General features: G+C 72.8%; 11 protein-coding genes and 1 pseudogene. 7 read left to right on the top strand and 5 right to left on the bottom strand.

Annotated features, from left to right (window positions below; translation table 11 throughout):
• Nucleotides 1-912: sacsin N-terminal ATP-binding-like domain-containing protein (locus EHS43_RS27875; RefSeq protein ID WP_369009058.1), on the bottom strand; the 912-nt coding region annotated here is incomplete at its 3' end.
• A gap of 171 nt (nucleotides 913-1083) precedes the next feature.
• On the opposite strand from EHS43_RS27875, the gene EHS43_RS27870 reads away from it, so the two are divergent.
• Entirely contained in the window at nucleotides 1084-1701 is a 618-nt protein-coding gene (locus tag EHS43_RS27870) for an RNA polymerase sigma factor (protein WP_125193501.1), read from the top strand.
• Nucleotides 1694-2650 (top strand): CU044_5270 family protein, encoded by a 957-nt coding sequence (locus EHS43_RS27865; protein ID WP_125193500.1) that lies wholly within the window; start codon nucleotides 1694-1696, stop codon nucleotides 2648-2650. The genes EHS43_RS27870 and EHS43_RS27865 overlap by 8 nt, the downstream gene beginning before the upstream one ends.
• A gap of 13 nt (nucleotides 2651-2663) precedes the next feature.
• Here the strand turns inward: EHS43_RS27865 and EHS43_RS27860 are convergent, their stop codons facing one another.
• Nucleotides 2664-3590, bottom strand: a complete 927-nt coding sequence (locus tag EHS43_RS27860) for a DUF3027 domain-containing protein (protein ID WP_125193499.1) — start codon at nucleotides 3588-3590, stop codon at nucleotides 2664-2666.
• A 425-nt stretch (nucleotides 3591-4015) separates the two neighbouring features.
• On the opposite strand from EHS43_RS27860, the gene EHS43_RS27855 reads away from it, so the two are divergent.
• From EHS43_RS27855 to EHS43_RS27840, 4 genes are all read left to right on the top strand, one after another.
• Nucleotides 4016-5359 (top strand): MFS transporter, encoded by a 1344-nt coding sequence (locus EHS43_RS27855; protein WP_125193502.1) that lies wholly within the window; start codon nucleotides 4016-4018, stop codon nucleotides 5357-5359.
• A 62-nt stretch (nucleotides 5360-5421) separates the two neighbouring features.
• The gene (locus EHS43_RS27850; protein ID WP_125193498.1) at nucleotides 5422-5925 is read left to right on the top strand and encodes a hypothetical protein; all 504 of its coding nucleotides are present in this window, start codon (nucleotides 5422-5424) and stop codon (nucleotides 5923-5925) included.
• A 13-nt stretch (nucleotides 5926-5938) separates the two neighbouring features.
• On the top strand, nucleotides 5939-6604 hold the full coding sequence (locus EHS43_RS27845; protein WP_125193497.1) for a futalosine hydrolase: 666 nt from the start codon (nucleotides 5939-5941) through the stop codon (nucleotides 6602-6604).
• On the top strand, nucleotides 6594-7502 hold the full coding sequence (locus tag EHS43_RS27840; protein WP_125193496.1) for a 1,4-dihydroxy-6-naphthoate synthase: 909 nt from the start codon (nucleotides 6594-6596) through the stop codon (nucleotides 7500-7502). The genes EHS43_RS27845 and EHS43_RS27840 overlap by 11 nt, the downstream gene beginning before the upstream one ends.
• A 66-nt stretch (nucleotides 7503-7568) precedes the next feature.
• On the opposite strand, the gene EHS43_RS48830 is transcribed toward EHS43_RS27840, so the two are convergent.
• On the bottom strand, nucleotides 7569-7952 hold the full coding sequence (locus tag EHS43_RS48830; RefSeq protein WP_020140317.1) for a cold-shock protein: 384 nt from the start codon (nucleotides 7950-7952) through the stop codon (nucleotides 7569-7571).
• A gap of 163 nt (nucleotides 7953-8115) precedes the next feature.
• Between EHS43_RS48830 and EHS43_RS27830 the strand changes: the two genes are divergently transcribed.
• Entirely contained in the window at nucleotides 8116-8376 is a 261-nt protein-coding gene (locus tag EHS43_RS27830; RefSeq protein WP_125193495.1) for a hypothetical protein, read from the top strand.
• On the opposite strand, the gene EHS43_RS27825 is transcribed toward EHS43_RS27830, so the two are convergent.
• Together EHS43_RS27825 and EHS43_RS27820 are read right to left on the bottom strand one after the other, a co-directional pair.
• Nucleotides 8343-8987, bottom strand: coding sequence for an HAD family hydrolase (locus tag EHS43_RS27825; protein ID WP_125193494.1), 645 nt, complete (start codon nucleotides 8985-8987; stop codon nucleotides 8343-8345). The two genes, EHS43_RS27830 and EHS43_RS27825, sit on opposite strands and share 34 nt — an antisense overlap.
• Before the next feature lie 113 nt (nucleotides 8988-9100).
• Nucleotides 9101-9636, bottom strand: a pseudogene (locus EHS43_RS27820) (hypothetical protein); the annotation flags it as partial.

Genomic DNA, 9636 nt, shown 5'->3' with positions numbered 1-9636 from the left:
GGCCGGGGTGCCGTCGGGGTCGGCGGGCACCGCCCAGGTGAGCGACCAGTGCGGTCGCAGCCGCTCCTCGACGGGCCGGCCGGCGAGGAGTTCGGGGGTGAGCGGTCCGTGCGCGGACGCCGTGCGCCACCGGGTCGTACCGTCCCGCGAGTCCTCCACGACGGTGAGGTCGTCCTCGGTGCGGCGGCTGATCGTACGGGTCGTGTCGGCCGTCTCGATCACGACCTCCTCCAGCCCGGGCAGGGCGAGGAGGAGGGCGTCGTCGACGGCGTCCAGGAGGCGCTCGGCGAGGCCGGTGGCGGCGGGGTCGCGCAGCGGGAGGATGACGACGGTGTCGTAGGGGTCGGGCGCGCTGCCCTCGGCGGCGAACGGGAGCCGCAGCAGGGGCACGTGCCCGTCACGGCGACGGATCTCGTCGCCGAGCCCGGGGCTGTGGCGGGCGGTCTCGGCGGCGTGGTCGCGGGCCTCGGCCAGGGACCAGCGGACCCCGCCGTGGCGGCCGACGACGGCGGGCTCGTCGGTGACCGCGAGCACGGCGGCGAAGCCGACGCCGAAGCGGCCCACCGAGCCGTCCGCGTGGTCGCGCTTGGCGGAGGCGCGCAGCGTGGAGAGGGACTCGACGCCGGCCGCGTCCAGCGGGGCGCCGGTGTTCGCGGCGAACAGGACGCCCTCGCGCAGGGTGAGCCGCAGCCGTCCCGGCACGCCGGCCCTGGCCGCGGCGTCGGCGGCGTTCTGCGCGAGCTCGACGACGAGTCGGTCCCGGTACCCGCCGAGGACGAGGTCCTCCTCGGCGTTGGCGTCCTCCCGGAACCGGGCGGGGCTGGTGGCCCAGGCGTCCAGCACCCCTCGCCGGAGCCGGGCGGTCCCGAACGGGTCGGCACCCTCGGCAGCGGGCCGCACGAACTTGCTCACGTTGACTCTCCTCATCGGCGTGACGATGAAGGTACCGCGAGGAGGCGGGAGGGCGACTTCGCCCCTGGCGGGGCCCTCACACCTTCCCCATGGGGAACCGGATTGCCGCGAGCGGCGAAGAACAGGTGCAAGCCCGAGCTTCACAGCGCCACAGCGACGAAAGGAGCCCCGATGACCGTCGAACCAGGCGTCAGGGTGGGGCAGGACAGCGACGCCTCGGTGATCGAACGGTCGTGGGACGAGCCCGAGACGTTCGCCCTGCTCTTCGACCGCCACGCCGACTCGGTGCACCGCTACGCGGCACGCCGGCTGGGTGCGGAGGCGGCCGAGGACGTGATGGCGGAGACCTTCACCACCGCGTTCCAGCAGCGCTTCCGGTACCGCACGGAGGCGGCGGACGCCCGTCCCTGGCTGTTCGGCATCGCGACCAATCTCATCGGCCGCCACCGGCGAGCCGAGGCGAGACGGCTGAGGACACTCGGCCGGCTGCCCGTGGCCGCCCCCGGCGCGCCGGCCGACGAGACGGTCGCGGACCGGGTGGCCTCCCGGGTCAGCGCCCAGGCGGTGCGCGGCGAACTCGCCCGCGCCCTCGCCCGGTTGCCCGCCCGGCACCGGGACGTGCTGCTGCTGGTCGCCTGGGCCGACCTCGGCTACGAGGAGGTCGCCGACGCCCTCGGTGTACCGGTCGGGACGGTCCGGTCACGACTGCACAGGGCTCGCAGAAAAGTCCGTGAGGCATTGGGCGGATCCGACCCGACCGCTCTCCGAGAGGAATCCGACGATGAATGAGATCGAGCTTCTGAGGGAGTGGGACGCGGACGCGCCCCCTCTCTCGGACACCGCCCGCGCCCGCGCCCGCTTCCGCCTCCACCAGGCGATGCAGGCCCCCGGCACCGTCTCGACCACCGGTCCCGCACCCGTCCTCGGCCGCCGTCCGCTGCTGCGGATCGCCGTGGCCTGCGCCGCCGCGGCCGCGGTCACCGCGACCGTGGTGGTCTCCCAGAACACCGCGGAGAACGCGCCCCGCACCCAGGCCGTGAGCGCGACCACCGTGCTGCGGGGGGCGGCGGCCGAAGCACTGCGCACCGAGCAGCCGCTCGCCCCGCGCGACGACCAGTTCGTCTACACCAAGGAGGTCATCCGGCGGACGCCGGTGGCGGGCGGTCCGGCGAAGACGTACGTCGACGAGAGCTGGAGCTCGGTCGACGGCTCCAAGAAGTCCTACGTCAGCGAACTGGGCCACACCCAGTGGGTGCCACCGGCGCAGAAGGGCCAGTACTCCTGGCCGCCGAGCCAGTGGTCGAAGCTGGAGCAACTGCCCCTGGACCCAGGCCGGCTGACGATCACCCTGCGCGAGGCGGGCACCAAGCCCGACTTCGGCCGGCCGACCAGGGCCGACGAGTGGCCGGAGGTGCAGATCTTCCTCTCCGGGCTGCTGCGCGCGCCCGTCCTGCCCAAGGGGCTGCGCTCCGCGGCGTTCGAGGCGCTGGCCGCCGTCCCGGGCATCGAGGTGGTGCCCGGCCGGACGAAGGTGGACGGACGCGAGGCCATCGGCATCCGGTACAGGGGCCCGGCCGGTTCCCCCTGGGCGTCCGGCGGGCGGCTGCTGCTCTTCGACGCGAAGTCGTACCGGTACCTCGGCCTGCGTGAGCGGGTCACGGCCGGGGGGACCTCGTACGACCAGTGGCAGCACGTGACCGCCCAGGGGGTGGTGGACCGGGTGCTGCAACGCCCCTGAGCGGGCGCCCGTCCTACGAGTGACCCAGCTCCGCCGCGTCCTCGTCGGCCAGCACCGGCACCGAGCCGGAGTCCGGTGCCGGGCGCAGCGGGAAGGGGTCCACCCGGGTCTCGTCGATCACCGGCGGGGCCGGCTGCGGCGGCTTGGGCATGACAGCCGCCTCCGAGTGGCCGCCGCAGCCGTAGGACAGGGAGACCACACGGCCGTCCGCCGGGGCGAACTCGTTGGCGCACAGGCCGAAGGCCTGGCCCAGCGAGCCGCCCAGGGGGACCAGGAAGCCGCAGCTGACGCAGGGCGCCGGGGCCGCCTGGGCCATCGGCGTCTTCGCGCCGAAGGCCTCCTCCCAGCGGTCGGCGGCGACATGCAGGCCGTAGCGGGACAGGACCCGGGCCCGGCGCATGCCCAGTTCCTCGGCGACCGAGGCGATCGAGCCGCGGCTCGGGACGACCGGCAGGTTCGACGGGGTACCGGCCGTGAGCTCGGCGTCCTCCGCCTCGACCAGCTCGGCCATCTCCGTGGAGACGGGCGCGCTCGGCAGCGGCTCGTCCTCGCCGGTGTAGCCGGGCTCCAGACGCAGGTCCTCGGCGTCGGTGGGCAGCAGGTCGCCGGGGCCCATGTCGCCGGGGCGCAGGCGTTCGCTCCACGGCACCCACTCCGGCGCCAGCAGGGCGTCGGAGCCGGGGAGCAGGACGACCTCGTCCAGCGTCACGATCTTCGCTCGGGAGGCGCGCGCCACGGTCACGGCCCAGCGCCAGCCCCGGTACCCGAGCTCCTTGCACTCGAAGTAGTGCGTGACGACACGGTCGCCCTCGGAGACCAGGCCCGCGTGCTCGCCCACCACACCGGGCGCGGCGGCCTCCTCGGCTGCGGCGCGGGCGAGGTCGACGGCCTCGGCGCACAAGCGGTCGGGGGTGCGGCTTCGCGTTGTCGCTGCGCTCACAGGTATCGCTTCTCTCCTACGCCGTCACTCGGGTGCGCCGGCCTGAAGGCGGTGGGTGCGGACGGAGCGGACCGGAGGACCGCGTCGACGTCCGCGCCCGATCGCGCTCGGGCGCACCTGCTCGCATCCATTCTGCGGGATGTCAGAGAGGCGCGCGGCCGAGAACGTTCGCCACGGCGCGCTACGCACGCTACCTGTTCGTCGCCGCTCGGCCTACACCGACGTGAGGGTTCATTGCCTCCGGTGGGCCCGCGGGGACCTCCTGAGCACCTCCGAGGGACCTCCAGCGGGCCTCCCGCGGCACTTCATATGCGCTCATACGCGCGGTAACCGCACTACTCACAGCTTTCTCGGGGCACTATGACGGGGTGGCAGCCACGAGGACACCCCAGGGAGCCACCGGGATCGGTGGCGGTTCGGGCCGGATGGCGGGATCCGTGCGCGCGGTCGGCCGCGCCCTGCACCTCCCGTTCACCGGTACGGCCCGCGGCATCCGCAAGGCGACCCACGCGCACGGGGCGGGCGAGTCCGGCCTCGGCAAGCTGATCGAACTGCACGCCGTCAACGGCGCGGGGGACGTGATGATCACCGTCGCCCTCGCCTCCACGGTGTTCTTCTCGGTGCCGACCGACGAGGCCCGCGGGCGCGTCGCCCTGTACCTCGCCATCACCATGGCGCCCTTCACCGTCCTCGCGCCCGTGATCGGCCCCCTCCTCGACCGTCTCCCGCACGGCCGCCGGGCCGCCATGGCGGGCGCCATGCTCGCCCGGGCGATGCTCGCGCTGATCATCTCCGGGGCGGTCGCCACGGGCAGCCTGGAGCTGTATCCGGCGGCCCTCGGCGTACTGGTGGCCTCCAAGGCGTACGGCGTCGTCAGAAGCGCCGTCGTGCCCCGTCTGCTCCCGCCCCGCTTCTCCCTCGTCAAGGCGAACTCCCGCGTCACCCTCGGCGGGCTCCTCGCGACCGGGATCGCGGCTCCCGTCGGTGCGGGGCTCCAGGCCATCGGACCGCGCTGGCCGCTCTACGGCGCCTTCGTGATCTTCGTCGCGGGCACGTTCCTGTCGTTCTCGCTGCCGCCGAAGGTCGACTCGGCCAAGGGCGAGGACGTGGCGCTGCTGGCCGCCGACGAGGAACACCTGCACGGGCCGCACCTCAAACCGGTCAAGCGGCCCGGACTGCGGACGGTCGGCGCCGCCGTCACCCACGCCCTCGGCGCGAACGCGGCGCTGCGCTGGCTCTCCGGCTTCCTCACCTTCTTCCTCGCCTTCCTGCTGCGCGAGCATCCGCTGACCGGCGAGAGCGCGGCGGTCTCCCTGGGCCTGGTGGCCGTGTCGGCGGGCGCGGGCAACGCGCTCGGCACGGCGGTCGGCGCCTGGCTCAGGTCGCGGGCACCGGAGATCATCATCGTGACGGTGGTGGCGATCGTGCTGGGCGCGGCGATCACCGCGGCGATCTTCTTCGGGGCGCTCATGGTGGCGTGCCTGGCGGCGGTCGCCGGTTTCGCGCAGGCCCTGTCCAAGCTGTCCCTGGACGCGCTGATCCAGCGGGACGTGCCCGAACTGGTCCGCACCTCGGCATTCGCCCGCTCCGAGACGCTGCTCCAGGTGTCCTGGGTGTTCGGCGGCGCGGTCGGCATCGTGATGCCGCTCAACGGCTACCTCGGCCTCTCGGTGGCCGCCGCCGTCGTCGCCGCGGGCTGGCTGGCCACCGCGCGGGGGCTGCTCAGCTCCGCCCGGCACGGAGGCTCGGCCAAGGCGCGAGTGGCGTAACGAACAGGGCTCGCCGCACCCCGCATAAAGGGACTGCTGTACCCGCCCGATAGCCTTCCGTCATGACCACGCTGCAATCCGATGTGCGACGCCGCCGCGCCGTCGCCGCCGCCGGCCTCGTTTCCGCCGGACTGCTCGTCCTGTCGGCCTGCGACAAGCCGACGCCGCGCGTCACCGTCACGGTCGGTTCGACCTCGGTGAGCTCCGAGGCCGTCTGCTACGACGACGGCAACGACCTCGGCAAGGCGAAGGCCGCCAAGTGCGCCCTGGAGAAGTCGGACGCCAAGACGATCAAGGTCAAGCAGAGCGAGACCCTGCGCGTCGGCGTCGACCCCGAGATCGCGGACACCGGCTGGGCGCTGTGGATCAACGGCCAGCAGATGACGTACGCCTACAAGAAGACGTACTACGCCTTCGACGGCGTCGACCTCTTCGCCCAGCAGCAGGGCCAGGCCCCGCAGAAGACGCTGTACATCAGCATCGTCGAGCAGGACAAGCAGTCCTCCGGCGAGAGCAAGGAGTACAAGGGCGTCTGGAACTTCAAGCTGGAGAACTCCGACTACTGATCCGCTGATTCCGATGCGCATCCTCGTGGCCACCGCGGTCCCGGTCGAACGGGACGCGGTGGCCCGTGCGTTCACGGACCCGGCGCCGGCCCTCGACGTCCTCGCCGTGGGCGTCGGGCCCGCTCTCGCCGCCGCCGGCACCGCCACCGCGCTCACCCGGGCCGCCCTGGAGGGCGCTGCCTACGGCCTCGTGGTCTCCGCGGGCATCGCCGGCGGGTTCCCGCCGCACGCGCCCGTCGGCTCCCTCGTCGTCGCCGACGAGATCACCGCGGCCGACCTCGGCGCGGAGACCGCCGAGGGGTTCGTGCCGGTGACCGAGCTGGGCTTCGGGACCGTCACCCACCGTCCGCCCGCGGCACTCGTACGGGCCGCGGTGGCCGCGACCGGGGCGCGGGCCGGAGCCGTGCTCACCGTCTCCACGGTGACCGGGACGGCAGCCCGCGCGAGTGCCCTGCGCGAGCGCCACCCCACCGCCCTCGCCGAGGCCATGGAGGGCTTCGGGGTCGCCGAGGCGGCCGCGGCGCACGGTGTGCCCGTGCTGGAGATCCGTGCCGTGTCCAACCCGGTCGGTCCGCGCGACCGGGCCGCCTGGCGCATCGGCGACGCGCTCGCGGCCCTGACCGAGGGGTTCGGGAAGCTCGCGCCCGTACTGGAGAGTTGGAGACACCATGACGACTGAGCCGACGACCGCATCGCTGAGGATCGCGTACTCCCCCTGCCCGAACGACACCTTCGTCTTCGACGCCCTCGCGCACGGCCGGGTGCCCGGGGCGCCCGCGCTGGACGTGACCTTCGCCGACATCGACGTCACCAACGGGATGGCCGAGCGCGGTGAGTTCGACGTGCTGAAGGTGTCGTACGCCGTGCTGCCGTACGTCCTCGACACGTACACGCTGCTGCCGTGCGGGGGTGCGCTGGGCCGGGGCTGCGGGCCGCTGGTGCTGACGAGGGAGGCCGGCGCGGACCTCACCGGCCGGACCGTCGCCGTGCCGTCCGAGAAGTCGACGGCGTATCTGCTGTTCCGGCTGTGGGCGGCGGACGTGCTTCCGGGCGGGGTCGGGGAGATCGTCGTGCTGCCGTTCCACGAGATCATGCCGGCCGTGCGGGACGGGAAGGTCGACGCGGGGCTCGTGATCCACGAGGCGCGCTTCACGTACCAGAACTACGGTCTGCACAAGCTCGCGGACATGGGCGAGCACTGGGAGTCGACGACCGGGCTGCCGATCCCCCTGGGCGCGATCATCGCGAAGCGGTCGCTGGGGGCGGAGCGCCTGTCGCTGCTCGCCGAGTCCATCCGTACGTCCGTGCGGGCCGCCTGGGACGAGCCCGAGGTTTCCCGGCCCTATGTCATGGAACATGCGCAGGAGATGGATCCCGCGGTCGCCGATCAGCACATCGGTCTGTACGTCAACGAGTTCACCGCGGATCTCGGCGAGGACGGATATGCGGCGATTCGCGGTCTGTTGACCCGAGCGGCCGCGGAAGGCCTTGTCCCGGCATTGCGGCCGGACGCGTTGACCTTTGTCTGGGGCGCTTTGCCGGGGACGACCTCGGCGAGCAGGATTTCCCCGGAGTGACCCCCCGCCGCCGGATGTACTCCGGCAGCAGGGGGGCCGGAAGGCGCCTGGGGCCTGTCTCGTCGACTACACGTCGAGCTGGTCGGCGACCGCGCGGAGGAGGCCGGCGATCTTCTTTCCGGCGGCCTTGTCCGGGTAGCGGCCGCGCTCCAGCATCGGCGTGATGTTCTCCAGGAGGGTCGTCAGATCCTGGACGATGGAGGCCAGTTCGTCCGGCTTCTTGCGCGTCGCCGCCGCGACCGAGGGGGTCGGGTCCAGGATGGCCACCGAGAGGGCCTGGTCACCGCGCTGTCCCGCGACCACGCCGAACTCCACCCGCTGCCCGGGCTTGAGCGTCTCGACTCCGGCGGGGAGGACCGAGGAATGGACGAAGACGTCACCGCCGTCGTCGCGGGAGAGAAAGCCGAAGCCCTTCTCGCTGTTGAACCACTTGACCTTGCCGGTAGGCACGTCTGTCCTCGTCCTCGTACTCGTCGGAAAACTGCTTCTGAAACGGCTCTTGATAGCACTCGGGCGGGTCGTCGGGACCCGCCGGTTCCAAGGCTAATGGTCTTCAGGCCGGTGACAAGACGTCACCCGGTTGTTCCTTCGCGCAGGGAACTACCCTGGTCCGGTGCGTGACAAAACCCAAACGAATTCCGCCGCTCCCGGTGACCGACTGATCCGTGCCGGAGCCATCGTGTTCTTCATCGGCGCGGTGGCCACTCTGGTCACCGTGGCCCCGTTCCTGCTCGGAACGACGCCTTTTCCGACGTACATGTTCGGATTGAGCATGCTCATGGCCGTCGGTTTCGTGGTGGCCGGTGCGGGCGTGCTGCAATCGATCGCGGCGGGAAGGCGTCAGGCGCGGGCCGGAACTCCGTCCGGGCGGTAGTCCGAAAACCACCCCGGGAACTCGGTGAGCGCGCCGAGGACGACATCGGCCCCGGCCTCGGTCAGTTCCTCCGCGCTGCACGGGCCAGTGGTCACCGCGACCGAGAGCGCCTCGGCGATCCGCGCCCCGCGCACATCGCCGACGTGGTCCCCGACGTACACGCTCGCGCCGTGCTCGCGCAGCGCCTCGCCCTTGCCCTCGGCCCAGAGGTTGCCGATCACCGCGTCGGGCTCCAGGCCCAGGTGCTTCATGTGCAGCCGGGCGTTGGGCTCCCACTTGGCCGTCACGACGATCGCCCGCCCGCCGGCCGCCTGCACGGCGTCGATCGCCTCGCGGGCGCCGGGCAACGCGAGGGTGCCGGCGACGGCGTACTCCGGGTAGAGCTCGCGGTAGAGGTCCGACATCACCGGGATCCGGTCCTCGGGGAACCAGTACGCCATCTCCTCCTGAAGCGGCGGCCCGAGCCGCGTCACCACCAGGTCGGCGTCGACGTACGTCCCGGTCCGCTCGGACAGTTCCACCCAGCAGGCGTGGATGCCGGGGCGGGAGTCGATGAGCGTCATGTCGAGGTCGAAGCCGACGGTCGGCGCGGAGGTGCTTGTAGAGGCCATATGAGCCATTGTGCCCAAGCGGTACGACTGTCGGACAACGATTTCCGGCGCCCCCCGCCCGTGACCTGGCGTCCCCGCACGGGACCTGGCGCCGCCGCCCGTGACCAATACACCTAGCGCCGCCGCTGCGAGCGCCACACCAGGAACAGCGCCGAGGCCACGGCCGCGCCCCGCACGACCCACGGCCAGGTCTCGGCGACCGCGTCGTTCATGTGCCCCTCGGCGATCGGCTCGCCCCAGCGGCCCTCGGTACGGCCCCACAGCCAGACGATCCCCGCGGTGAGCGCGAGGCTCGGCAGGAACACGACGGCCCACTTGGTCTCGGCGTCGCTCAGCCGCCGCGAGGCCCACGCGATGAGCCAGCCAACGACCAGGACGAGCAGGTTGCCGAGCACGGCACCGGCGACCAGCAGGGCGGCGGCGAGCAGGAGGAGGGGGTTGCTCCAGCTCCCGGGCCCGGAGAACCGGCGGCGGGCCGGGGCGGCCTCGACGACGGGTTCGGCGGCCTTGGCCGTCGTCCTGCGCTTCCACCAGGCCGTACGGGCCTTCACCACCGGCGCGGGCGCCGGCTGCCCCACGGCGGGCGCGGGCTCGGGCTTCTTCTCCTCCTTGGGCGGCGGGGGCTTCAGCAGCTCCGGGATCTCCACCC

Origin of the sequence: Streptomyces sp. RP5T (genome assembly GCF_003933965.1) — a bacterium.
In the GTDB taxonomy this organism is placed as follows: Bacteria; Actinomycetota; Actinomycetes; order Streptomycetales; family Streptomycetaceae; genus Streptomyces.
This window is presented reverse-complemented; position numbering and strand designations above follow the sequence as displayed.

Bases quoted from the DNA above. Each gene is read 5' to 3' on its own strand.
- EHS43_RS27855 (WP_125193502.1), top strand. From the start codon at position 4,016: ATGGCGGGATCCGTGCGCGCGGTCGGCCGCGCCCTGCACCTCCCGTTC.
- EHS43_RS27850 (WP_125193498.1), top strand. From the start codon at position 5,422: ATGACCACGCTGCAATCCGATGTGCGACGCCGCCGCGCCGTCGCCGCC.
- EHS43_RS27870 (WP_125193501.1), top strand. From the start codon at position 1,084: ATGACCGTCGAACCAGGCGTCAGGGTGGGGCAGGACAGCGACGCCTCG.
- EHS43_RS27845 (WP_125193497.1), top strand. From the start codon at position 5,939: ATGCGCATCCTCGTGGCCACCGCGGTCCCGGTCGAACGGGACGCGGTG.
- EHS43_RS27840 (WP_125193496.1), top strand. From the start codon at position 6,594: ATGACGACTGAGCCGACGACCGCATCGCTGAGGATCGCGTACTCCCCC.
- EHS43_RS27825 (WP_125193494.1), bottom strand. From the start codon at position 8,987: ATGGCCTCTACAAGCACCTCCGCGCCGACCGTCGGCTTCGACCTCGAC.
- EHS43_RS27865 (WP_125193500.1), top strand. From the start codon at position 1,694: ATGAATGAGATCGAGCTTCTGAGGGAGTGGGACGCGGACGCGCCCCCT.